The organism is Dietzia sp. SYD-A1 (genome assembly GCF_015356725.1).
In the GTDB taxonomy this organism is placed as follows: Bacteria; Actinomycetota; Actinomycetes; order Mycobacteriales; family Mycobacteriaceae; genus Dietzia.
Genome location: NZ_JADDKI010000439.1, coordinates 1 through 307 on the forward strand (window position 1 = coordinate 1; position 307 = coordinate 307).

Here is a 307-nt window from a genome sequence, read left to right on the forward strand (position 1 = left end):
TCGCCCCCCGGGGACCGATCCCGGCCAGCGCCACGGACAAGCAGCGCATGGCCCGCAAGCTCGCCACGAAGAAAGGCCGAGCGGTCTACGCCCGGCGCAAAGCGATCGTCGAACCGGTCTTCGGACAGATGAGCACCCTGCAGAACGGCAAGCAACTCCTGATTCGCGGTCTGGACGCCGCCCGCGGTGAATGGCTACTGCTCGCTGCCTGCCACAACCTGCGAAAGCTCCACGGTCATATCGGCGCCACCGGGCTCGGCGGCCTCCAGATCGCCTGAACTGGCAGGCCCGGGCGACCTACAGGCTG

1 protein-coding gene is annotated in these 307 nt (G+C 68.1%); it reads left to right on the top strand.

The genetic code is table 11. The features are described from left to right. Window positions 1-278, top strand: a 278-nt coding sequence (locus tag IY392_RS15395) for a transposase (protein WP_194861675.1), incomplete at its 5' end; no start/stop codon positions are given. Window positions 279-307 lie beyond the last annotated feature (29 nt).